The 24,097-nt window shown below is 37.2% G+C and carries 23 protein-coding genes; 14 read left to right on the top strand and 9 right to left on the bottom strand.

Annotation, left to right across the window (positions count from 1 at the left end):
• Window positions 1-28 precede the first annotated feature (28 nt).
• Complete coding sequence (locus ACY650_RS13890) at window positions 29-697, top strand: YggS family pyridoxal phosphate-dependent enzyme (protein ID WP_462248237.1); 669 nt, start codon at window positions 29-31, stop codon at window positions 695-697.
• Here ACY650_RS13890 and ACY650_RS13885 read toward each other — a convergent pair.
• Window positions 694-1,098 (bottom strand): DUF1573 domain-containing protein, encoded by a 405-nt coding sequence (locus tag ACY650_RS13885; RefSeq protein ID WP_462248236.1) that lies wholly within the window; start codon window positions 1,096-1,098, stop codon window positions 694-696. The two genes, ACY650_RS13890 and ACY650_RS13885, sit on opposite strands and share 4 nt — an antisense overlap.
• A gap of 156 nt (window positions 1,099-1,254) precedes the next feature.
• Between ACY650_RS13885 and ACY650_RS13880 the strand changes: the two genes are divergently transcribed.
• The 5 genes from ACY650_RS13880 (at window position 1,255) to ACY650_RS13860 (ending at window position 4,371) form a co-directional block, all read left to right on the top strand.
• The gene (locus ACY650_RS13880; protein ID WP_462248235.1) at window positions 1,255-1,746 is read left to right on the top strand and encodes an NUDIX domain-containing protein; all 492 of its coding nucleotides are present in this window, start codon (window positions 1,255-1,257) and stop codon (window positions 1,744-1,746) included.
• Window positions 1,747-1,820: 74 nt separating this feature from the next.
• Complete coding sequence (locus ACY650_RS13875) at window positions 1,821-2,408, top strand: hypothetical protein (protein ID WP_462248234.1); 588 nt, start codon at window positions 1,821-1,823, stop codon at window positions 2,406-2,408.
• Between the two features lie 6 nt (window positions 2,409-2,414).
• Window positions 2,415-3,305 (top strand): DUF3822 family protein, encoded by an 891-nt coding sequence (locus ACY650_RS13870; protein ID WP_462248233.1) that lies wholly within the window; start codon window positions 2,415-2,417, stop codon window positions 3,303-3,305.
• Window positions 3,306-3,323: 18 nt separating this feature from the next.
• Window positions 3,324-3,776, top strand: coding sequence for a pantetheine-phosphate adenylyltransferase (gene coaD, locus ACY650_RS13865; protein ID WP_462248232.1), 453 nt, complete (start codon window positions 3,324-3,326; stop codon window positions 3,774-3,776).
• Entirely contained in the window at window positions 3,766-4,371 is a 606-nt protein-coding gene (locus ACY650_RS13860) for a hypothetical protein (protein ID WP_462248231.1), read from the top strand. The genes coaD and ACY650_RS13860 overlap by 11 nt, the downstream gene beginning before the upstream one ends.
• Here the strand turns inward: ACY650_RS13860 and ACY650_RS13855 are convergent.
• Window positions 4,368-5,042 carry an NUDIX hydrolase gene (locus tag ACY650_RS13855; protein ID WP_462248230.1) on the bottom strand — a complete coding sequence of 225 codons (675 nt, stop codon included), beginning with the start codon at window positions 5,040-5,042 and terminating at the stop codon, window positions 4,368-4,370. The two genes, ACY650_RS13860 and ACY650_RS13855, sit on opposite strands and share 4 nt — an antisense overlap.
• 100 nt (window positions 5,043-5,142) lie before the next feature.
• Here ACY650_RS13855 and pyrE point away from each other — a divergent pair, with 100 nt between their 5' ends.
• Both pyrE and ACY650_RS13845 read left to right on the top strand, forming a co-directional pair.
• Window positions 5,143-5,790, top strand: a complete 648-nt coding sequence (gene pyrE / locus ACY650_RS13850) for an orotate phosphoribosyltransferase (RefSeq protein ID WP_462248229.1) — start codon at window positions 5,143-5,145, stop codon at window positions 5,788-5,790.
• A 95-nt stretch (window positions 5,791-5,885) separates the two neighbouring features.
• Entirely contained in the window at window positions 5,886-7,304 is a 1,419-nt protein-coding gene (locus tag ACY650_RS13845; RefSeq protein ID WP_462248228.1) for a hypothetical protein, read from the top strand.
• A 2-nt stretch (window positions 7,305-7,306) separates the two neighbouring features.
• Here ACY650_RS13845 and ACY650_RS13840 read toward each other — a convergent pair whose 3' ends face one another.
• From ACY650_RS13840 to ACY650_RS13830, 3 genes are read right to left on the bottom strand one after another with little or no spacing between them, the layout of a single operon-like run.
• Window positions 7,307-8,077, bottom strand: a complete 771-nt coding sequence (locus ACY650_RS13840; protein WP_462248227.1) for a TIGR02757 family protein — start codon at window positions 8,075-8,077, stop codon at window positions 7,307-7,309.
• Window positions 8,074-9,102, bottom strand: coding sequence for a LysM peptidoglycan-binding domain-containing protein (locus ACY650_RS13835; RefSeq protein WP_462248226.1), 1,029 nt, complete (start codon window positions 9,100-9,102; stop codon window positions 8,074-8,076). The genes ACY650_RS13840 and ACY650_RS13835 overlap by 4 nt, the downstream gene beginning before the upstream one ends.
• Entirely contained in the window at window positions 9,077-9,721 is a 645-nt protein-coding gene (locus ACY650_RS13830; RefSeq protein ID WP_462248225.1) for a hypothetical protein, read from the bottom strand. Before ACY650_RS13830 ends, ACY650_RS13835 begins: the two co-directional genes overlap by 26 nt.
• A 79-nt stretch (window positions 9,722-9,800) precedes the next feature.
• Here ACY650_RS13830 and ACY650_RS13825 point away from each other — a divergent pair, with 79 nt between their 5' ends.
• Both ACY650_RS13825 and ACY650_RS13820 read left to right on the top strand, forming a co-directional pair.
• Window positions 9,801-11,135, top strand: a complete 1,335-nt coding sequence (locus tag ACY650_RS13825) for an NfeD family protein (RefSeq protein ID WP_462248224.1) — start codon at window positions 9,801-9,803, stop codon at window positions 11,133-11,135.
• A 150-nt stretch (window positions 11,136-11,285) separates the two neighbouring features.
• Window positions 11,286-12,251 carry a DUF3667 domain-containing protein gene (locus tag ACY650_RS13820; protein ID WP_462248223.1) on the top strand — a complete coding sequence of 322 codons (966 nt, stop codon included), beginning with the start codon at window positions 11,286-11,288 and terminating at the stop codon, window positions 12,249-12,251.
• Here the strand turns inward: ACY650_RS13820 and hemL are convergent.
• Genes hemL through guaA form a run of 3 tightly spaced genes read right to left on the bottom strand, consistent with a single transcriptional unit; the run spans window position 12,241 to window position 16,901 of the window.
• On the bottom strand, window positions 12,241-13,524 hold the full coding sequence (gene hemL, locus ACY650_RS13815; protein ID WP_462248222.1) for a glutamate-1-semialdehyde 2,1-aminomutase: 1,284 nt from the start codon (window positions 13,522-13,524) through the stop codon (window positions 12,241-12,243). The genes ACY650_RS13820 and hemL overlap by 11 nt on opposite strands.
• Entirely contained in the window at window positions 13,505-15,346 is a 1,842-nt protein-coding gene (locus ACY650_RS13810) for a hypothetical protein (protein ID WP_462248221.1), read from the bottom strand. Before ACY650_RS13810 ends, hemL begins: the two co-directional genes overlap by 20 nt.
• A 31-nt stretch (window positions 15,347-15,377) precedes the next feature.
• Window positions 15,378-16,901 (bottom strand): glutamine-hydrolyzing GMP synthase, encoded by a 1,524-nt coding sequence (guaA, locus tag ACY650_RS13805; RefSeq protein WP_462248220.1) that lies wholly within the window; start codon window positions 16,899-16,901, stop codon window positions 15,378-15,380.
• A 133-nt stretch (window positions 16,902-17,034) separates the two neighbouring features.
• Here guaA and pafA point away from each other — a divergent pair, with 133 nt between their 5' ends.
• Both pafA and ACY650_RS13795 read left to right on the top strand, forming a co-directional pair.
• Window positions 17,035-18,657 (top strand): alkaline phosphatase PafA, encoded by a 1,623-nt coding sequence (pafA, locus tag ACY650_RS13800; RefSeq protein WP_462248219.1) that lies wholly within the window; start codon window positions 17,035-17,037, stop codon window positions 18,655-18,657.
• Window positions 18,658-18,690: 33 nt separating this feature from the next.
• Entirely contained in the window at window positions 18,691-19,341 is a 651-nt protein-coding gene (locus ACY650_RS13795) for a DUF4159 domain-containing protein (protein ID WP_462248218.1), read from the top strand.
• 68 nt (window positions 19,342-19,409) lie between these two features.
• On the opposite strand, the gene ACY650_RS13790 is transcribed toward ACY650_RS13795, so the two are convergent.
• Entirely contained in the window at window positions 19,410-20,246 is an 837-nt protein-coding gene (locus tag ACY650_RS13790; RefSeq protein ID WP_462248217.1) for a hypothetical protein, read from the bottom strand.
• Window positions 20,247-20,450: 204 nt separating this feature from the next.
• Here ACY650_RS13790 and ACY650_RS13785 point away from each other — a divergent pair, with 204 nt between their 5' ends.
• Entirely contained in the window at window positions 20,451-21,401 is a 951-nt protein-coding gene (locus ACY650_RS13785) for a hypothetical protein (RefSeq protein ID WP_462248216.1), read from the top strand.
• A 2-nt stretch (window positions 21,402-21,403) separates the two neighbouring features.
• Window positions 21,404-24,088, top strand: coding sequence for a CHAT domain-containing protein (locus tag ACY650_RS13780; RefSeq protein WP_462248215.1), 2,685 nt, complete (start codon window positions 21,404-21,406; stop codon window positions 24,086-24,088).
• Window positions 24,089-24,097: the final 9 nt, after the last annotated feature.

The raw sequence follows: 24,097 nt of genomic DNA, 5'->3' as shown, positions 1-24,097 counted from the left end.
AAATTTAAGGGATGTAATAGATATAAATATGAGCGATATATCAAACCGAATAAAAGATTTAAAAGAAAAACTTCCACAAAACTGCACTTTGGTAGCGGTAAGTAAAACAAAACCTAATTCCGACATTCAAGAAGCATATGAGGGCGGACAATTGGACTTTGGAGAAAACAAGGTTCAAGAGCTAGTCCAAAAGGCAGATGAGCTTCCAAAACACATCCGATGGCACATGATAGGTCACCTTCAAAGTAACAAAGTAAAATACATCGCTCCCTTCGTTTACCTAATACATGGTGTTGACTCACTCAAACTTTTGAAAGAAGTTAATAAGCAAGGCAAAAAAGTAGATAGAGTAATTAAATGTCTTCTCCAGATACATATCGCTGAGGAGAGCACAAAATTTGGCTTAAATGAAGAAGAATTGAAGGAAATCCTAAACGGAGAGGCATTCACAGAGCTTACTCATGTGAAAGTAGTTGGCTTAATGGGAATGGCAACCAATACAAGCGATGAAACCCAAGTAAGGAAGGAATTCAGGGAGCTCAAGTCCCTTTTTGATAAGCTAAAAGACTCTGATCAAACAAGATTTGAAATGAATATACTCTCCATGGGTATGAGTAGTGATTTTCAAATTGCACTAGATGAAGGCAGTAGTATGATCAGAGTCGGAAGCGCCATTTTTGGCGCAAGAAATTATTAATTCTTTTGATCCGGAGGCAATACGTTTGTAACGATCTTAACCCGCTCAGGATTATTCACTGCGTTAGACATCACAGTAATTACCTTATTCTGCATACCCATTTTACCGGCACTGTTAAAAACCACTTTAACTTTTGATTTTTTTCCAGGTGCAATAGGTTCTCTCGGCCATTCAGGTGCGGTACAACCACATGTGGTACGGATATCTGAAATTATTAATGGCTCATTTCCTACATTTTCAAATTCGAAAACATGCTCAACTTTTTCTCCTTGTGTGATCTCTCCAAAATCAAATGACTTTTCTGTAAATGAGATCCTTGGGCCTGTCATTGGCTCCTCTCCTTCTTGTGCAGTTGCAAAAAATGCAAAACCTACAATCAGCAATGATGCTAAATATTTCATGTGTTTTGTATGTTTAAAAGGTCGCATGGAATTTGCTATAAATCTTTATCACTAAAAGTTATAATTCAGGAGAATGTGATTTATGCTCATTTCATACCTAAAATTTAATTTACTGTAGTTCTTTAAAGTGTCAAAGTTAACGAACATACCTCTCAAATGTTAGACCAAAAAAATACACCAAATCCATTCGCCGGTAAAGTAAGGGTTAGAGTAGGAGGAATATTGGAAGAAAACGGACAAATACTTTTATTAAAGCACAAAAGTTTAGGGCCAGAAGGATATCTATGGCTACCGCCTGGTGGAGGCGTCGAGTTCGGTGAAAGTTTACATGAGGCACTCAAGAAGGAATTTTTGGAAGAAACAAATTTGAAAATTGAAGTCGGTGAGTATTTATTCACCAATGAATTCATCAAAAGTCCCTACCATGCAATAGAACATTTTTTTGTTGTTAAGCGAATTTCAGGCGATCTCAACTTAGGATTAGATCCTGAATTACCAGAAAATCAGCAGATCTTGGAGGAGTTAAAGTTCTTTTCGCAAGAAGAAATTAACACTCTACCAAAAAATACCATTCATAATGCTTTAAAAACCGCTGGTGCACAAGATAAAATTACCGATCTTAGGGGTTTGTTTACTTTTAAGCATTAATAGTATTCCGGTGCTTCAAGAATCACCATTAAATATTTATAATTGCAAAAACCTAGCGAAAAAGAAATTAAGCAATGAGTAAAACGAAGATTGTTTCTGTGGTCATGCTCGTAGTATGGGTGTCATTGGCCGTATTTTTAGTATACAGTATCAAATCATCAATTGATGAGGCTGAGCGAATTGAAAACGCCGAGGCCAGAATTATTGAACAACTGAAGATGATACGTGAAGCTGAGATTGCCTATATGACGGTAAATGGACAGTATACAAGCGATTGGGATAAACTATTATCATTTATTGACACGGGTAGCTTCTATCTAACTCAGAGAAGTGAAACGATTATTCCTCAGCCTTATGGAAAAGATAGTATTTACGTTGAAATAGATACCTTGGGTACTAAGCCAGTGATTGACTCACTATATGGCGCTAATAAGTGGCCAAGATTTGATTTGGCTACACTGCCGTACGTTCCTGGAACGCAGGTTAAATTCGATGTATGGGCTGACAAAATCCTTAAAGCAGGGTTGTTAGTGAATGCAATTGAAGTCAAAAACCCGAGACCAGTAGATCCAAGCAGAGATGAAGATAGTGAATACAATACCAGAAAGCCGTTGAGATTTGGATCACGTACAAGTGTGACTACAGCGGGTAACTGGGAATAAAATATTTTGATAGCACAAGACACATCGACATATAAGCTTATTAAGCGAGTAAAGGACACTAAGTTCACTATTGATGAATTAGACCATTACTCGCTTATTATGCAGGTCGGGATTTACGACTTGCAGTTCGCAGTAGTTGATTCCCAAGACAATGTCGTAATGGGTCTTGAAGATTATCGCCTCGAAGGAATTAAAACCGTAAATGGTAGATTGAGGCTTATCAAAGAGATACTTGACAATCATGAGTATCTAACAGCAGGATTTTGGAAAGATGTAAAACTTTGTCTCAAGTCTCATAAGTTTTCTCTTGTTCCTGCTAACATGTTCGTTCAAGAAGCTGCTGCAGATTATCTCGCTTTAAACAGCGAAATAAAAACCGCCTTTGAAGAGGTTAATTACTACAAGCAGATTGCAGTTGATACTGTAAATGTCTTCGCAGCAGAAACAAAATTATGTAGATGGATTGAGTCAATCTACAAAAAGAAAAAAGTCCACATAATCCATCAAGGAAGTGCTTTAATCGAAGGCTTTCTTAAACACGCGGATCATATTCAAGAAAAGAGTATGTATGCGTATGTAGATCGTGGGATACTGCATATTGTTGCTACAGAAGGTAATCGCCTTTTGTATTACAATCAATTTGCTGCAAGGAAAAAGGAAGATTATTTGAAATATATCATGCTTGTTTTTAATGAACTTGGCATGAATGGTAAGGAGAGTCATGTGTTCCTATGGGGATTCATCAAACCTGCCTCTGATGAAATGAAACTTTTGAAAAAGTACATCAGAAATATTTCCTTTGGCTCGAAGCCCTCGTTCTTAAGATTCAGCTACCTGTATGATGAAGTTGAAGATCACCAGTACTTTGACGTGCTAAGTGGGTATCTTTGTGTTTAAGCACTCTTCAATCAAAAAATGAAAACAGCTATTTTTCCAGGCTCCTTTGATCCTTTTACAAAAGGACATTTTGATATTGTTAATCGCAGCTTAGATCTTTTTGATAAGGTTATTATTGGTATTGGACACAATACAAAAAAGAATAAGCGATACTTCGAACTTGATTGGATGGTGAATAAGATCGAAAAGGCTTTCGCCGGAGAAGACAGGGTTGAGATCGAAGTCTATGATGAACTAACAGCATTCTTAGCAAAGAAACGAGAAGCTAAATACTTAATCCGTGGTTTAAGAAATACAACTGATTTTGAATATGAAAACAGCATTTCGCAAATCAATAGATCCTTAAATAAGGACCTGGAAACCATTTTCTTAATCACCTCTCCAGAACTTGCCCCTATCAGTTCTAGCATAATTCGCGAAGTTCATCGTTATGGTGGAGACGTGAACCCATTCTTACCTTATGAAGTATAAATTTTCATTACTCTTAGGGCTTTCTTTGGCAGCTGCAATGGTCCAAGGACAAAGTTTTGAAGGAAGACTATCTTACGAAAATTACAGCGTGATAGATAGCGATACAATTGAGTCTTCATCTATGAGCTATTGGATTAAAGACCATTTGTATAAGCACAAAGGAGTATACAAGAAAAATCCATTGGTAGATCTTGGAACACTTTATGCAAATGCAGCAGATATGACTAGGAGCAATTTATTGAATGCTAAAGTTGAACGCATTAAGATGTCTCCTAATCCAATTCTCCCTGATTTGCTTTTAGAAAGCACCAAGGAATCAGGTTCGGTTTCAGGGTACAACTGCAAAGTTTATCGATTGACTGACGGCAAAGGGAAACTATTATCAAAGCTCTGGATTACAGATGAAATTTCTAATGACAGTTTTGATGAATTTGTCGAGCTATTCGAGTATAACAACACACTATTTCCAATTACTGGAATCAAAGGATGGATCTTGAAACGAGAAGATTATCGAAGAGAGGGGAAAATTTTTGTTTCAGAAGCTAAAGAGGTTAAATCCTTTGAACTCCAATTAGCAGAAATGTTGTTCTACTAGACCTCCTTCATCATTTTTGTATATTCCTGCATTACGTATCTGATAGACCTGTAAGAATCGTGTAGCGCTTTTCTTACACCATCCAAATCCATCCATTCTACTTTCTTGATTCCTTCATCTTCCTGTGGAGCCATTTTCCCATCATCCAGACAATTCATTGCATACCAATGTGTCTTCTTGAGCACATATTTCTTTTTAGTCACATAGGTATGCCAAACCGCATCAATTTTTTGATCTATGCTTACCTTGACTCCTGTCTCCTCTTCTACTTCACGCATTGCACATTCCTTAATAGATTCACCCTTATCGAGCTTTCCTTTAGGTATATCCCAGACTTTTCGACGATAAATCAATAGCAACTTTCCATTCTTCTCAACAATACCTCCAGCAGCTTCAATTACTTTGAATTTACTCTTCAAGTAATCAATTAACTTCCTTTTTTCTCTTGAAGAAATAAATATAGAATGAACCTTTTTAAGCTTCTTATCTGTCATCAGCTTCAACAGACTATCCACTTGCTCAAAAGACGCATTCATGATTAAGACATCATCAACCAGAACTTCTGGGACAATCGTCTCAAATTCTCTTACAATTAAGCCATAAGCACGATTCATGTTCACTTTCTTCTCGGAAAGGATATAAACCGGGATGTCATTAATAAAGATCTTCATCGTTGATGATTTGCAAGAGCAATTAAACTATAAATTAAAAATGAAACAAGACAACTTTATTATTGATGGGTAATACTCTAGTTATTTATTTTGCAGTCACATGAGCATCAAGATCTATAATCCCCAACTAGCGGCAGAGATAGCTGCTGACCTGTTGAAAATTGGAGCAATTAAACTTAGTCCAAATGAGCCATTTACTTGGGCGTCTGGTTGGAAATCTCCGATATATTGTGACAATCGTCTCAGCCTCTCATACCCAGATGTCAGATCAAAGATCAAAACCGCATTGAGCTTAGCAATTTCTAATTCTTTTGATGGGATTGACGTTATTGCTGGCGTTGCAACTGCAGGTATCCCTCAAGGAGCTCTTGTGGCAGAAGAACTTGGTCTGCCTTTTATTTATGTTAGATCAAAATCAAAGGGACACGGGCTTCAAAATATGATTGAGGGAAAAATTGAAGAAGGACAGAAGGTCTTACTAATCGAAGATTTGATCTCCACAGGTGGAAGTTCGCTGGCTGCAGCAGATGCTCTTAAAGAAGCAGGTGCTGATGTAGTTGGAATGGTCGCAATCTTTACATACGGCTTTCAGGTATCTCAAGACAACTTTGAAAATAATGGTGTAGACCTTGTGGTTTTGAGCGACTATCACCATTTATTAGATCATGCCCAAGACGAAAGAATGTTTGAAAATGATGTTCTAAAGACTTTAAAAGAATGGCGTGATGATCCTGGTAACTGGGGTTAATGAATGATTAGACTCGACTGGATTCAGAGGTATTTTAAGCCATATTTCAATTAATTGAGCAATATGTTTGGTACATTAGTATCAAACCTTGCAAAATGAAATCAACGCTATTTCTACTACTGTTCTCGCTAATAAGCTCTTTCAACAACACCGTATCCATTAATGATATAAATACAGAATTTCAGAAAAGAAAACTGTCTATAGATTGGCTTAGCGGCAATCAACCGAAACTACTTAGTTCGATGGCCAGTACTAAGGGATGGATCTTAGAATTGGACGGTGAGAGCAGAGACCTAAAAGCAATAGCCGGAGGTTGGCATGCCCAGGCGGTAGGTCAATACAAAAATTTTGTTTACGTAGCATTTAGTGATGGGAGTCTAGGTAAGGGGAAAGCAAAGGTTGGCTCAAGTGATAAAGCGGGAAAACTGTGGATTTATAATGTTAAGACGAAAGAAAACAAATTAATAGATCTAGAAAAAGGCTATGCACATCCTTGCGGAATTCAGGTAACAGGGAAATTTCTAACCATTGTTGTTGAAGCAGAATATGGGTTGAGTCAGGCCGCATTAGGTGATGAAAGAGATGAAAAATCCTTAGTTCTTATTTATGATTTAGAAAAAGATCCCTACTGCAGTGTCGAAGCAGGTAGAATTGCCCAGAACACTGTTAACAGCGGTGGTGCTGGACTCGCATATAGTCCTACTAATAAATGTTGGTATATGTTAGTGGATCAAGATGCGCAGAATGGAAAAGTTGTTATTTATAAGACTAAGAATGAAAAAATAAATACTTGGGAAAAACAACCAATTGCAGCATATAAAAGGTTTGGATCAGGTGCAGGTCTTAACTTAATAACCGCATCAGATAATTCTATTTGGGGTTTATTCTATGACAATTCAGCCTTAAAAAAAGAGCCTTTTCCAAAATATGATCTTTCCAGTGATAAGGTCAGACTTTTCAAACTGGTCAATTCGAACGGCAAGTTAGTATCCAAAAGAACAGTGTATACACAGACGGTTAACATTACAAAACCAAGAATAAAGGGTGTAGGAGAACTTCTGGCGAATACCCCAAGCATGCGTTTTGGAGCAAGTCTAAGATTTGAGAATGGGAAATTGGAATTGCTTACATGTCAGAGAAATATGGATAAAAGTTTTAAAATACATAAGAAAATTCTCAAAGACAGCGATAAAACCCATGCTGTATTCATGAATTTAGCAAAGGCAAGAGGTGAGATTAAATGTTCATCACAAAGAACTTCATCACAAAAGTTTAAAGAGCAAAATCTTCAAACTGAATCATGGAGCGCTGTGTTAGATTCCCCAATAACAGTTGATCTTAACTACATGACGGAAAAGAGTGCTATCTCCAATTTTGGCAGATGGTCAGATGCTATTGAAAAAAATACGAAGGCGCCTTTAGCACTAATTTATCTTGAAGGTAGTTCCTCAGTGAGTGGTAAAATGATTGAATATTTTTCTAAACAGAGTGTTGATGAGAAAATGAATCCTTAAGATTAAAACTTCTCTTCTACACCAAGTCCAAACAAAGCAAAATCGTACTTAACAGGATCCATAGGATCCAATACGCGTAGATTTTCGGTTAATTCAATTGCCGTATCCCAATCTGTCTGTCTTCGACTAATTAGACCTAATTTCCTAGCCACCCTATCCACATGCAGGTCACAAGGGCAAATCAATTCACTGGGCTTTATCCGATTCCAAATGCCGAAATCAACACCATTATTGTCATGACGTACCATCCAGCGCAAAAACATATTTATTCGTTTACATGCTGATTTGCGTGATGGATTCGGAATGTGTTTGTAAGTCCTGACAGGATGATCTGGCAGAGAAAAAAACACGTGAAAGAAACCCGTTAGTCTTTGCTTCATTGATGCATCAGAGCCCTCATCAACAAGAAAAGCATCTTCGAGGGAATCCTTCGAAGAATAGAGCCATCTAAAAAAATGCAAAAAGTAAAGTGCATCTGTACTATTAAATGTTCTGTGTTTAAACGCTAAAAATGGCTTGAGGTCTGATTCGGAGTAATTAACAACAAAATTGTGAGGGTCGTTGTCCATAAGTTTTAAGAACTCAATGCTCTTGTTAATAATGGTTTTTCGTTGACCCCAGGCAAAAACAGCCGCGATAAAACCAGCGATTTCTATGTCTTGTTTTTTATGAAATTTGTGAGGTATAGAAATTGGATCATGCTTAATAAAACCAGGCTGGTTATACTCCTTAACCTTAAGGTCTAGAAAAGCTTTTAATTCTTCCGGCTTCACTCTTTGTTATACGAAACTTCTACTCTGGATTTTGAATCAAGAATACCTAACTGATCATAGGCTGATTGCGAAAGTCTCAACAGGATATTTTTATTCAAGCCTGTATTTGGAAGCTTACCTATTACTTTCACATGCACAATCTGATTATTCATCAAATTTCTAACCTCTAAGTTTGTCCCTATCGGTAAGCTTCGATGTAGTGCCAAATATTTAGTGGATTTTATTGATTGAATGACGGAGGCCACACCCTCTTCGTAGATACGTTCAAATCCATTTTCATCTATTTGAGTCCTTTGCTTTTCTTTTGGTCTATTAATTTCTTCTGATTCCACATTTTCATTGAGCTTAAAAAAAAGTTGTTGCCCAATTTTTAAATAATCAGAATCGAGACTATTCCACAATTTTAGGCTATCGATTCTTACACCAATTTTTGAAGCAATGGTCGATAAAGTCTCTCCCGTTTGAACCAAGTAATCCTCAAAACCTTCAAAAGGATCTGCCTCCAACTGCATGGTGCTGTCTGATTCAACTTCATTGATTATTGCAATATCAATGGAATCCTTTTCTTCAGTTTTAACAACCTGAGCTTCTTCATCAACTTTAAGTAGCATACCAGGTGATATATCATTATTGGTAAGATCATTCCATTTTCTTAACTCCTTTAGCTTCAAGTCATATTTCTTGGAAATGCTGTAAAGTGTCTCACCAGCCTCTACCAAATGAATGCCATTTACTTTTTGATGTTCCATTATTGAAGCATTGGCTTGAGCGGGAACCTCTTTTTCAACAAGCACAGAAAGCGTCTGTCCAATTTCTATTCTATTATCGACGATTTGATTGTGTTTTATAATACTCAAAACCGACCCTCCGTATCGCTTAGCTATTGAATATAGCGTTTCATCATCTTCCACCTCATGGATAATAAAAAGGCCCTCATCTCGCTGTTCGGCACGGACACTATCCACAGGATTTGCAAAAGATGCTAAAACTGCTAATAGGCTAACTAGTGTAAATACAAACTTCATTTCTATCCTTTATGAAAATTACTTGATCATTGAATACAAAAAATGAGCCAGGAGAAAATCCTCTCATATGCGTATCCTGCGAAATCTTCCATACCTTCTCACCATCCTCCAACAGGAGTAAATATCGAATAAATTCTTTATCAGAACGAATATAGTAGCTGATTATGATTTTATTGTTCCATTCAAGATACTCACAAGAAAGTGGGAGTTCGATGGACAAAAACTGTGATACCATTTTATGATATTCAGTCCCATGCTCATAAACATGAGGATGAACTAAATTTTCAATCAAATTCACCGAAACATCATCCTCTTTGAAATTAGTATTCCAATTGTATTTGAAAAGTTTTTTCTGACTTGGGTCATTTTGATCTTGATACTCTGTAAAGTAAAGTTCTCCGCTCATTGCCGATTGCAATTTGATCCACCAAGGCAGGTCTATAATGCGACTTTCAAATTGAAAATCATCTAAGGAAAGTCTATTTAGTTCAATTACTTCATCTTGCTCTTGCCTAGTATCGATAAACAATACCTTTTCTTCTTCATCAACAGCTATACTCCAAACTTGCCCGTCAAGCAAGGTGCTATTAATGGAATCATGATAAGAATTTTTAAGCATAGTCCAATTTTAGGATAACTTTAAAGGAGCAATCAGAGTTTCAAAGTTGAAGCTTTTGATTTGACTTTAGCAATTGTTTATGAGAAAACTCACGGTATTATTCATTCTTCTATTTTCTACCATCCTCTTGGCTCAAGAGAAAGAAAAGCCATTAGTTCTACATCTAAAAATTAATGATGTAATAGACCCTAGAACCAATCGTTATTCCGAGCTTGGACTTGAAAAAGCTAAAGAGCTCGATGCGGACTATGTCATTCTTGAACTTGATACATATGGAGGAGCACTTAATGATGCGGATGATATTAGGACCAGAATACTAAATTTTGATAGACCTATTTACACTTTCATAAATAAAGATGCTGCATCTGCAGGAGCACTAATCTCAATCGCCTGCGATAGTATTTATATGGCAAGTGGATCTAGTATAGGAGCCGCAACAGTCGTAACGCAAGATGGAGCAGCAGCTCCTGATAAATACCAATCTTACATGCGGTCAATCATGCGATCTACAGCAGAAGCAAAAGGAAGAGATCCAAGGATGGCTGAAGCCATGGTTGATCAAGATATTGACTTGGACAGTATTGCTACTGAAGGTAAAATACTGACTTTATCTACATCTGAAGCTATACAATATGGATTCTGTGAAGCCGAAGTTTCAAGTATAGACGAAATAATGAGGAGGTCTGGTGTTGATGACTATAAGTTAGAGGAATTTGAATTAGGCGCCACAGAGAAAATAATCTCGCTCTTCCTTAATCCATTTGTAAGTGGCATTCTTATCCTAATAATAATCGGTGGAATTTATTTTGAACTACAGACCCCTGGAGTAGGCTTCCCAATACTTGCATCTATTGTTGCGATAATTTTATATTTCGTTCCAAACTACTTGAATGGCCTAGCAGAGAATTGGGAAATCCTAATGTTCGGTATCGGTATTATATTAATTGCACTTGAAGTTTTTGTAATTCCAGGTTTTGGCGTGGCCGGCATACTTGGACTCATATGCACGATTGGATCCTTGGTTCTGGTCATGTTAAACAACGACATGTTCGACTTTTCTTTTGTTGGTGGTGATGAAATTTTCATTTCTGTAGCAACAGTTTTAGCCGGGCTAATGGGTGCAATAATAGTCATGTTCTTTGGTGGTGCTCGGATATTAAATAGTAGGTTTTTTAAACGCGTAGCGCTTCAAGAAGTGCAAGACGCAGAAGCTGGCTTTACTTCTACTTTCTATAAAGAGCAATCGATGATAGGCTTGAAAGGAAAAACCTACACAAGGCTAAGGCCAAGTGGTAGAATAGAAATTGAAGGGAAGATATATGATGCATATACCAGAGGGAATTTTATAGAAGAAGGAATCGATGTAGAAGTAATTTCTGATGAGGGGACCAGTTTAAAAGTGAAAGAAGCATGAAACTGTTCCCGACTTTGATCTGGATTTTTACGATCCTCGCTTTCGTATTTCTTTTCTTCTCTTTGAGAACTGAAACTAACCAAATACTGTATAGCTTTATTGCTCTTGGGATGTGGGGTGTGGCATTTTTGCTAAACAAGTTCAAACCTGGTGAAAAAGAGAAGGAAACATAAAGCCTGCCTCAATTGTGGTGAGCTTTTAAATCAAAAACATAACTACTGCCCCAACTGCGGCCAAGAAAATACAGATCACCAAGTGAGCCTTGGATTGCTTCTACGAGAATTTACTTCCAATTTTTTCTCGCTTGATTCTCGATTTGCACACACTTTTAAGCCTTTCTTAGTTAACCCAGGTAAAATCACCAATTCATTTATAGATGGTAAAAGAGTATACTATGCAAATCCTATAAGGTGGTATATCGTTATCAGCATATTTCATTTCTTCTTTTTAGCAAAAATTTTAGAACCCTCAGTAAAAGATAAAAAGCAGCGAGGTTTTGGAGGAGCTAAAGAACTATCAGTAGAAAAATACGACAGTCTTTTCAGCCTACCTGATTCTGTACATACTGGCTGGCCAATTTCAAACGCCAGGCAAAAGATGGTGACGCATCTAATCGAAACCACTGATCTAGATGCTACTCAGATTGCAGATTCGCTGCGAATAACGAATAAATCGTGGTTCGATGGATTTGTAGTGAATCGAATAATCAAGATTAGTCAAGAAACTACTGCTTCAATCAACAACTACTTGTTTAGGCAATTGCCAATAATAATATTCTTCGCACTCCCAGTTTACGCATTCTTACTGAAATTATTCTTCTGGCGGAAAGGGCTTTACATAAAACACCTTATTCATTCCATTCATCTCCATTCATTCCTCTTTTTTATTCTGAGTTGGATGTGGATATTATTATGGTTATTCCCAAACATTAAAGGTGCAGCAATACCCATCAGCATTCTCATAATATTCAGTTATTCCGTACTTAGCTATCGGAAAGTTTATGAGATAAAATTAATCTGGAGCATTTTCCGAGCATCTATACTCGGATTGATCTATTCCTTTTTCGTTGCAATAGTGTTCTTGGTAGGTGTACTTATTTCACTCGCTATGATCTAAGAAAATCATCAAAGGATTGAATGATCTTTTTCACCTCGTTATCTTCAATTGCATTTGAAATGAATAGGGATTCAAACTGAGAAGGAGCCAAATAAACTCCACTGTTTAGCATAAATCTGAAATACTTGCCGAACTCCTCAGTATCGCATGATTTAGCAGTTTCAAAATCTTTTACTTTTTGATCTGTAAAAAACAGGCTTATCATACTTCCTATATGATTAATGGTATACTGTTTTTTATGCTTCTTAATCACCTTTTCAAATCCAATTTTTATTTTTTCTGTGGTATTGCCAATGGAGGTGTAGACTTCAGGATTTTCATTTAAAAAGCTCAATTGTGCAAATCCGGCTGCCATCGCGACAGGATTACCAGAAAGTGTTCCTGCTTGGTACACTGGCCCTTGAGGTGAAACAAAATCCATAACGTCACTTCTTCCACCATAGGCGCCAACAGGCATTCCACCTCCAATAATTTTACCTAGCGTAGTAAGATCGGGACGAACATTGAATACTTCTTGAGCTCCTCCTCTAGCAAGACGAAAACCTGTCATTACCTCATCAAAGATTAATAGTATTCCGTCCGCATCACAAACAGACCTCAGTCCTTCAAGAAATCCAGGGTCTGGTAATACGCATCCCATATTGCCAGCGACAGGCTCGATAATAATTGCAGCAATCTCACCTTTGTTAGAATCAACTACTTCTTTGACTTTTTCAAGATCATTATAAGGAGCCAGCAATGTATCTTTAGCTGTGCCCTTAGTCACTCCAGGACTATCAGGAGAACCCATCGTCATGGCTCCGCTACCTGCAGCAATTAAAAATGAATCACCATGCCCGTGATAACAACCTTCAAACTTTAAGATTTTATCTCGTTTTGTAAATCCCCTCGCCAAACGTATCGCCGACATTGTTGCTTCCGTTCCAGAATTCACCATGCGGACCTTCTCAACGGATGGGATCATATCGGTAATCAACTCCGCAAGCTCAACCTCCATCCTGCTCGGAGCACCAAATGAAGGAGAGCCAATAACAGCTTTGAATATCGCCTCCTCTACCTGCTTATTAGCGTGTCCAAGAATCATTGGACCCCAACTATTGATCAAATCGATGTAAGAGTTTCCATCCTCATCGTACATATAAGCACCTTCTGCTTTTGCAAAAAAAATAGGGTCTCCCCCTACTGCTTTAAATGCCCTTACAGGTGAGTTTACCCCTCCAGGTATATAATCTTTCGCTCGTTCAAAAAGGTCTTTACTTGTTGCTATTTCCATCAATTGCAGCTTCTGTTTTAGTGCGTTGACTTTTTAATTCTAAGTCTTCCAAGGTCGTAATCGGAACCACTTGGTTGTCATTGTAAGGCCCGTATCTTAGCCCCTCCATTAGATTTCCTGGCCTATGTTTTCCACTGGTCAATCCACGTTGGAAATACTTCCCGTGATCTTTGATCAGATTTCCAATATGCCAGATTAGCTCGTAGCCATACAAATGATACTCGCTTGGCTCTTCACCAATTTTTTCTACGAATACTTGGTTGATTCTCTCATATGTACCCGACTCAACATCAAAGTATGATGGACTTAAAAAGTCTACATTAAGCCTCTCTAGCTGTGGATAAGAAACCAGCGAAAAATCAAGCCAATTTTCATAGCCAATAATTCCGATACTATCACTTCTAACTTCTACCATGCTAATAAAGTTGTTAGCAAGCAGGTTGCTTGATGTAGCAGCAAAAATATGGCCTATGCTATCAGGCTGAACCGTAAATTTCACCTCATATGTTTCTATCACGTCATCGCCATTATCATCTCTAATGATTCTTCCAGTTTGCTCATTTCTTAAACTCCTGGTTCTAACAAGTCTACCAGGGATCTGAGATATAGAATCCATTTCAGTTTGAGAATACATTGTATCCAAGCGAACTTCGTATTGTTCTGTGAAATCAATTTGAATTTGTTGAGCATCTTCATTTGTAAGACGTTCAAATCTTATTACCTGGAAGCTATCTCTCTCTATTGTTTCCTTATAAGCATTCGCAACTATGCTATCTCTGTCAGTTTCGTAGAAAATAAAAAGCTTCTTATTATCAGTGAATTTTTCTGAAGCAAACTTAGCTGCCTCTCTACCTTGTGTGGAATAGGAAGGTTTGAATAAATATGAATAAGGATTATCGCCTATAATGTCACCATTTGATGAAACAGGATTTACCATTGTAATCTGATTTTCTTTAGAAAACTGTGAAATATATTTCGTTGGGCCAGAATATAATGGACCAACAATCACATCTGCATCATCTAGTTTACCTGTCTTGATAAGATTGTAAGTTTCTGCACCTTTTTTCTTAGTGTCGAATGGGAATAGATTAAGTTTTACCCCTTCCTCTTCCAATTCTTTTTGTGCTAAATCCATCCCTTGATACAAATCGAAGATTATAGAATTACGAATGACTGATTGAGGGTTATCTAGGGTTTCGAACATAAAAGGGAGGATCACAGCTATCCCATATTCATCTTTTTTGATAATTGGCAAATTTTCATCACCACCCAGCTTTAAATCAAACTTTTCCGAAAGCTCTAAAAGGAGTAAATGATCTCTTTCATCATATGGTTGATTTAAAAGTGCTTTAGCGTAGTAATTGCCAATGTGCTCATTATTTGGGTTCAGAGCATATGCGGAGTCCAAACCTGATAAAGATTTCTTGCTTAAAAAATCATCGATAAGAAACATCTGCCATTCCATAGGTAGTTTTTGAACATTTTTAAATGCTCTATAATAATCTGATTGATCAAATGCTAAATACGTAAGCCAGTAGTCTACTTCTTGATTCTTATCCCAATTTGGAAACTTAACCTGAATCTGTTTTAGCATATCCTCAGCCAGTCTATGCTGATTCAATTTCATTGCTGAAAGAGCATAGTAGAATGACGCATATTCACCAAAAACTTGATCTTCAGAGAGACTTTGAAATGCCAGCTTGGCTTCTCTGTAATTACCCAAGCCAAATTGACGCTTAGCTTCTAAATATTCCGCTTGACCAGTTTGGGCTTTCAGAAATAGAACTGAAACAAAAAGAAGACTAAAAAAAAGATATCTCACAGTTGGTTGTTTTTGGTATTAAAACTAAAAATTATTCCCACTCTATTGTTGCTGGAGGTTTGGAGCTAATATCATAAACTACTCTATTTACCCCTTTCACATTATTAATTATTCGATTGGAAATTTTACCAAGAAAATCATATGGCAAATGTACCCAATCGGCAGTCATACCATCTAAACTAGATACTGCTCGTAAAGCCACTACATTCTCATAGGTTCTTTCGTCGCCCATAACTCCAACCGATTGTACCGGTAAAAGCATCGCACCCGCCTGCCAGACTTCATCATATAATCCTTCCTCTTTCAGTCCATTGATAAAATAAGCATCAACTTCTTGGAGTATTCTAACCTTATCAGGTGTAATGTCGCTTAGAATTCTAATTCCTAATCCAGGACCTGGGAATGGGTGTCTTCCGAGTATAAAATCAGGAATATCTAAGGTTCTTCCTACATTTCTGACCTCATCCTTAAAAAGTGTATTTAGGGGTTCTACAACCTTTAGATTCATTTTAGCTGGTAGTCCTCCAACATTGTGATGAGATTTAATTGTTACGGAAGGACCATTTACCGAAACAGATTCAATTACATCTGGATAGATCGTGCCTTGCCCAAGCCACTTAACATCTTGAATGTTTTTAGCTTCTTCATCAAAAACTTCAATAAAAACCCTGCCAATTATCTTTCGCTTACCTTCAGGATCACTCTCTCCTTTCAATTCATCATAAAAGCGTGATTTGGCATCTACTCCTTTTACATTAAGGCCAAGTCCTTCATAAGACTTCAAAACCTGATCAAATTCGTCTTTTCGAAGAAGTCCATTGTCAACGAAAATACAGTACAAATTTTCGCTAATTGCTTGATGAATGAGCATAGCCGCCACAGATGAATCGACACCTCCAGAGAGACCTAACACCACTTTATCATCACCAAGCTGCTCTTTTAGCTTCGCTACAGTGTCTTCTACAAATATATCTGGAGTCCAATCTTGCGCCGCATTGCAGATATGCACTACGAAATTTCTAAGTACAGTTTTTCCATCAGTGCTATGCGTTACTTCTGGGTGAAATTGGATTCCGTAGATATGCTTTCCTTCTATTTTAAATCCAGCTACTGGTATTGATTCTGTATTGGTAATCAGCTGAAAGTTTTCAGGTAGGTTAGTGATCGTGTCAGCATGAGACATCCAAACCTGGCTTCCAATTTCAATTTCTTTTAACAAGTCAACATGAGTATCGACTGTTTTTAAGTTTGCTCTTCCATATTCTCGATGATTAGACTTCGCTACAGTACCTCCATTCTTCTTGACAAGTAACTGGGCTCCGTAACATACTCCTAAAACCGGGATATCTCCGAGTTGGTCCATATCTATATCGGGAGACCCCTCATCCAAGACGGAGCAAGGACCGCCAGATAAAATTACGCCCTTGATATCTGGAGTAATTTCGAATTTGCTAAATGGATGAATCTCACAGTAAACGTTGAGTTCTCTTACTCTTCTAGCAATTAGCTGTGTATACTGAGAACCAAAATCGAGAATTAAAATCTTATCTTGCATGGCCGCAAAATTACAGGCTTCTAACGTAGATCTAAGCGGTTTATCTATCGAAAAATTAATATGAACTCATAAACATTTTATTACTTGAATAATTTTGGTTTAATACCTTCACATGTTGGAACGAATTGTACACATGAAGAAAATACTTTATTGTCTAATTATTTTATCATTTTCCACCACAATAGCCCAAAATAAACCGCGAATTGTGGTTGGTATTGTTGTTGACCAAATGAGGCAAGAATATCTCCTAAGATTTTCAGACAAGTTTTCGAATGATGGATTTAAACGCCTTTTGAATGAAGGTTTCGACTATAAAAATGCACATTACAACTACGTCCCTACCTATACTGCCCCAGGTCATGCATCCATTTATACGGGTACAACTCCATCCAATCATGGGATAATTGGCAATAGCTGGTATTCAAGAGAAAAAGACTTAAGCATATATTGTGTTTCTGATCCTGATCAATCAGGTGTGGGAGGAAGTGATGCTAATGGAAAAATGTCTCCTAAAAACCTACTTTCATCAACAATCACGGATGAATTAATGCTGACAACTAATTTTCGATCTAAGGTTGTAGGAGTCTCTATCAAAGACCGTGGTTCAGTACTTCCAGCAGGTCATAACCCAACAGGAGCATATTGGTTTGACAGCAAGACGGGTAATTTTATGACCAGTACATATTACATGGATAAGCTACCTTCTTGGGTAGATCAATTCAATAGAAAAAAATTAGCCACAAAGTATTTGAATAATACCTGGGATACGATGCACCCTATTGAAGAGTATGTAGAGAGCACAGCTGATGATGCTCCTTACGAAATTGCTTTTAAAGGCAAAGAGGAAGCTACATTTCCGTATGATTTAGAAGATCTAGCTAAATCAAATGGTGTTGGGCTTATTAGAAGTACTCCATATGGAAACAGTATGGTATTAGACATGGCTATTGCTGCTATAGAAGGCGAGAAACTAGGTGATGATGCGATTACAGATTTTCTAGCAATCTCCTTCTCTTCGACTGATTACATCGGCCATCAGTTTGGAGCCAATTCTATTGAACTGGAAGATACTTATTTGAGGCTTGATCTTGAGCTCAAAAGGTTGTTCGATTACCTAGATGAAAATTTTAATGGAAGTTATACCCTGTTTTTAACTTCAGATCATGGCGTTGTAAACGTGCCTTCATTTCTTGAAGACAATAAAATGGTTGGAGGCTACCTGAAAAAAGAGGATGCTGCTAGAAAACTGCAAGAGCAGATTGAAGTTAAATTGGGTAAAGGAGATTGGATTTCTGATGTGAGTAATGATCAGATATTCCTAAACGGGGAATTTATAATCAATAAAGGGCTTAATTTTTCTGAAGTTAGTAACGTTGTTAAAGAAATTGCAGTGGAACTGGATGAAATTGAAGATGCACTTACTAGAGAAGAAATTTTGAATAGAAACGCTAATCATAGTTTTGCCAAGAGAATAGAAAATGGATTCCATCGTAAAAGATCTGGGGATATTGCGAATAGATTAAAACCAGGATATTTAACTATTTCAGCCGGATATGGTGTAAAAGGAACGTCACATGGATCTGGCTATACATATGATACGCATATTCCGATAATATTTTATGGCATTGGAGTTAAAAAAGGATCCAGTGTAAGACAAGTAAGTATAACGGATATTGCTCCTACTCTATCCATGATACTTGACATTTCTCTTCCAAACGCCTCTACAGGGTCACCCCTTAAAGAACTATTCGAATAAAACTTAACTTCAAGAGTTTAGTATAATATCTCTATGAGACTAATCTGGGTACTTTTAATTCTTACTTCGCTTTCTAGTTTTTCGCAGCCATTAAAAATTGCGAAACTCAAATATGATGGCGGAGGAGACTGGTATGCAAACAAAACAGCATTACCAAATCTTATTGAATTCTGCAATGATCATATCAATACCAATATGGCCATTTCTGAAGATATTGTTGAAGTAGGTAGCCCAGATCTATTCCTATATCCTTATGTGTATATGACTGGGCATGGAAATGTTGTTTTTAATAGTTTACAAGTCGAGAACTTAAGAAATTACCTGACTTCAGGTGGTTTTCTGCACATAGATGATAACTATGGTCTTGATCAATTTGTGCGCATCGAGATGAAAAAAGTATTCCCTGAATTAGATTTCGTTGAAATTCCTTTCGATCATCCTATTTATCATCAAAAATTTGATTTTGATAGAGGGTTGCCAAAAATCCATCAGCATGATGGAAAACCTTCCAAAGGTTTCGGGTTGATTTATCAAAATAGACTGGTATGCTTTTATTCATATGAATCAGATCTGGGAAATGGATGGGAAGATCAATCCGTATATAATGATCCACAAGAAATTCGACTGGAAGCCCTAAAAATGGGCTCTAACATTATTTCTTATGCATTTACTAGTGCTCAATAAATAGTAAAGCCCCAATCATCCTAAGAATCATGGGGCGATTACCTACCTGAAAACTTATTTACCAAATACTATCTTGATCCTCGAGGGTTGATGACTTTGGTGAAAGGCTCTCCTCCATTAATTGTGATTGTAACCTCATTGTCGCATGTTCCGTCACCGTAGTCTATAATCGCTACGTTATCGCCAGATGTATACTGCTTGATACCTGAAACAGGGATGAATACTCCACTAGACCAGCATGCTCTTTTATAAACTATTCGAGTTAAAATCTCCATGGAATAAGAATTCCCTTCTCTTCCTACACCATTTGCACTTCCTTCAACGCTTGCCTCATCATCAAGTGGGTTATCACCACGATGCCATGTGCGAGTTCTCGTAGATTCTCTTGTTGCAGTTGTGCCATCTTCAAAAGTCATCACACCACCAGTCAACGATATACTGAAAGTTGGATCATCATCAGCACTGGCTGAGATATTTTGAACCGTACGAGTCCCTTCTATTTGAACACCATCTAAACTAAATCCATCAAAAACGGCAGTACGTGAAGCTCCAGGAACTAATCTATGGTCAGTATAAGTGATAATAATCCTTCCAGCTCTGGTTCTTCCGCCCGGACCCTCACAACCAGCTCCGTAATCGATGGTTATTGTCTTAGCCTCTTCATCATGTGTAACTGAGGCGCAATCAAGAATTGCATCTCTTACTACTCTTCCACCTGTCTCTACAGATTCTAAACCTGCTTCCACAATTGAGTCAATATCTTCATAATTTGATTCTAATGTTGATTCTGCTTCTACATCAAGTTCTTCTACCAGATCAATGTCAGATTCCGAATTAGAGTCATCACTACATGAAGAAAGAAATGTGACAAATGCAATCGCAGTAACAAATAATAGCTTTTTCATAATTGTTTTATTTCTTGTAATTGTTTTTTCAAATGATTTGCTGCTTTGACAGACTCGATCTGAAAAGGTTTAATCACATCAGAAAAAAAATATTGCTATACAATTGACAAAAGGTGAACACTTAGGTTTAGTGACAATTATTCTCCTAATAGTGCTAATTGATTGTTTATTATTGTAGTGCGTTGATTCTAAATCCACCCATATATGAAAAACTTCATAGCTGTAATGTTATTTTTATCGATCACACTTAGCGCATATAGTCAAGGATGTAGTGACGCTGGATTTTGCACAATGGGTGCAATGAAACCAGATCAGAATTATAGCAAGCGAATCGCGATTAAACTTCGTTCAATTGAATTCAACTACTACAGAGGGACAAGCTTAGTAACTCCAATTATTTATGCAGCAACTATTGACTTCAATCTAGGAATCAATGACTATAGCTCATTTCAAATCAAACTTCCCTACCAGTGGGTAGAAGGAAGCCTTGGTGAAACTGCTGGAATGGGTGATATATCTTTAAGCTATACTCGATTATTAAAAGCAACTCCTAAATGGAATATCAATGGAACACTAGGCGCAAAAATTCCATCCAATGATGGGAATACAACTGTTAATAATGAGTTTACGGGCAATGTTGATGCGCCAATACACATGTATTATCAACAAAGTTTGGGATCATATGATGCAATCGCAGGAGTCTCTGCAATAAGCAGCAAGTGGCTGATCGCTGCTGGAATCCAAGTGGCTCTTACCAGAAACAATAATCAATTTGTTTGGGGCAATTTCCCCGATTATCCATTTCAGGACTATGTACGTAAATACAATATTGGTCGTGAGCTATTAAGAGGAATAGACGTCATGCTCCGAGTTGAACGCAATTGGCGATTTACCAATTTTAATTTTTCATTGGGTGCCTTACCCATATATAGAATCACAAAAGATGAAGGAATACCTCCGGGAAGTAATGAACGAACAAAATTACCTAACACCACGGGCCTAGCCTTGGCCGTACTAGGAAGTTTTGGTTATCATTTTGATGTAAACAATAGCGTAAAACTTATACAGGGGATAAAGCTTGTAGATAGAGATTTCAACCCTGATGGGCTTACAAGAGATGAAGTTTTAAGCATTAGTTACGTTTATAAATTTTAATAATGAGGACACTGATTGTTACAATTTTGCTGATTTCATCAGTTGTTTCACTTGGACAAGGGAATCAACTTGATCAAGCAAATCAACTATTTGAGAGCAGTAAATTCGAAGAGGCCTATGCTTTATACAAAGAGGCCGGTAATATTCATTTTGCTAATGAATCGTATGATCAATATGTAGTTTCTCATTTAAAAATGATTGAATGTCAGCTTCAATTGGGAGATCCATTTCTTGCAAAGAATCTTGCATTAAACACGTTCGACTTCATTAATACTGAGATGCCAGATCAAAAAGTATTAAAAGCAAGGTGCCTCACTCAAATAGGGCTTAGTTACTTGAATCTTGGACATAATGATGATGCACTCGAAAACCTTTTGCAAGCGGAAAGTACGTTTCTAAACGAAGATTCTGACGATAGAGCAAACTGCTTGGATGCAATTGGTCAAGTATATAACAACAACGAGAATAAGCAATTGGCCATTCAATATCTTGAACAGGCTTTTAAAATGCGACGAAAGCTATTTGGCCCCCAATCAATCGAAGCAGCAAATTCATATAATAATCTTGGTCAAGTATTTTTAAAAACAGATCCACTACAGGCGATTATTTATTTCAATCGTGCAAAAGGAATCTATGAAGAGAAATTAGGTAATAATAGCATCAGAGCGCTTCGAGCAAACCTGAATATCGCCTTTGCTGAAATGGAGCAAGAAAATTATGACGATGCGCTAGATCAATTGAATGAAGTCAAGCTGATATATGATGCAATATATTCCGGAGAACACCCGAATAAAGCATACATACTTACCATTATAGGTAATGTGCATCTTAAAAAAGAGGAGTATGAAAGGGCATTGCTAAACGGAAATGAAGCATTAGAAATGTATATTTCTTTATTTGGAGAAAAGCACCCTGATGTTGCAAATACCTATTATTTGATTGGTGAAATCTATAAAGCTAAAAGTGAATTTAAAGTTTCTGTAGAATTTTATCAGCGAGCTCTTTATGCAAACCTCCCTGATCAAGTTTACTCAGATGTGTACGACCTACCCATCTTACAAAATTATTTTAATGGAGATATTCTGCTACGAACATTACAAGCCAAAGCAATTGCACTTGGTGCGTTACATTTTGAAAAATCACTAAATGTGAAAGATTTAGTGGGTGCTATAGATACCTATCGCAAGTGTGATGATTTGATCACTATCATAAGAAGAAAACGTCTCAATGAGCAAGACAAACTAAGGTTGGGTCAAATAGCTAAAGAAGTGTATGAAAGCGGAATCCAATTATCACTAATACTTAGTGAACAAAGTTTCAATAGAAAAAAATACATTCAGACGGCTTTTGATTTTTGCGAACGAAGTAAATCTTCAGTTTTACTTGAGGCTATTACAGAATCTAAAGCGAAGAAGTTTGCTGGCATTCCAGATGAGCAAATAGCATTAGAAGATAGCCTGAAAGATGAAATATCCTATCTAGAGCAACAATTGGCTCAACAAGAAAATGCTGAAAATCAAGAAATGAAGGATCTTCTATTTAGCTATCAAAATGCTTACAGAGACTTCATTTCAAACTTAGAAACCAATTACCCACAATACTATAGCTTAAAATATGATCAGTCTATTGCGACAATAGCTTCGGTAAAAAAGCATTTAAGTAGCAATATGGCAATGCTTTCATATTTCTTAGGTGACAAGGACCTATACGTTTTTATAATTACCAACAAGGGTATGAAGGCAGAGAGAAAGCCTAAAGATTCAAATTTAGAAAAGCTGGCTTCAGCTTTAAGAAACGCAATAAAATACAACAGCAAAAGCGCCTTTCTTAAAACATCAAAGTCTTTACATTCCCTGTTAATACCATCACTACCAACGACCATTAATGAACTTGTAATTCTTCCCGATGGAATACTTGGAACATTGCCCTTCGAATCGTTTGTCGATGCCAACGATGAATCTGATGATTACATGAATGCGAAATTTTTAATTAAAGACTATCACATCTCATATGACTATTCTGCCACACTTTTTAATGATCGAGTAGCTGATGATGAACAGATAAACCCAGAAATATTACTTATTGCGCCGGTAAGCTTTGAAGAAAATGAAGTCAGAATGAACCCACTACCAGGGTCTGAAAAAGAAATTGATGAGATCAGATATCTATTTATGGGAAGTAGCAGTGCCACCAAAATCCAGGTTGGAAGTGATGCTAGCGAAGCCAACTTTAAAAAAGAAAACCTCAGCAAGTATCGGTACCTTCACTTTGCTACTCATGGATTAGTAAATGAATCGGAGCCTGCCCTCTCCAGAATTTTCCTAAAGCCTGGTTCAAATGAAGACGGAAGCCTGTACACAGGAGAGATATATAATCTCAATATAGATGCTGATTTAGTCACACTTTCTGCATGCGAAACTGGCTTGGGTAAGGTAGCTAAAGGAGAAGGTATAGTTGGCCTTAGCAGAGCTTTGCAATATGCCGGAGCGAATAACATTATTGTTTCTCTTTGGCAAGTAGCGGATGCCTCGACTGCTCAAATGATGATTGAATTTTACAAATACAATCTAAATAACGAACACCACGGCTATAACTCTGCGTTGAGGACCGCAAAGCTCTCGTTGCTTTCTTCAGAAGAATACTCACGGCCCTACTATTGGGCACCATTTATTTTGGTCGGTATGTGATTATCTTTA

The organism is Ekhidna sp. (assembly GCF_963691765.1).
GTDB lineage: Bacteria > Bacteroidota > Bacteroidia > Cytophagales > Cyclobacteriaceae > Ekhidna.
Note: the sequence above shows the minus strand (reverse complement) of the source record. Positions and strands in the feature narration are given on the sequence as shown.